Raw genomic sequence first — 228 nt, 5'->3', positions numbered from 1 at the left:
GTTGCTAATGCAGGTGATGCGCAAACAGTAAACGAAGGCGATCTTGTGACTTTGGATGCAAGTGCTTCAAGTGATGTCGATGCTAACACAACATTGACTTATGCTTGGACATCAAAAGAAGGTGTTAGTCTTACTGATGCAAATGCTTCAGCACCAAGTTTCACTGCACCAGCAGTAGATGCTGATAAAGCTTATACTTTTGAATTAACAGTTAGTGATGGTGAATTA

1 protein-coding gene is annotated in these 228 nt (G+C 40.4%); it reads left to right on the top strand.

Going from position 1 to position 228, the window contains the following annotated elements:
- Positions 1–228, top strand: a 228-nt coding sequence (locus tag ACXR6G_RS20185; RefSeq protein WP_458363259.1) for a PKD domain-containing protein, incomplete at both ends; no start/stop codon positions are given.

The organism is Ancylomarina sp. YFZ004, from assembly GCF_054254355.1.
This window is presented reverse-complemented; position numbering and strand designations above follow the sequence as displayed.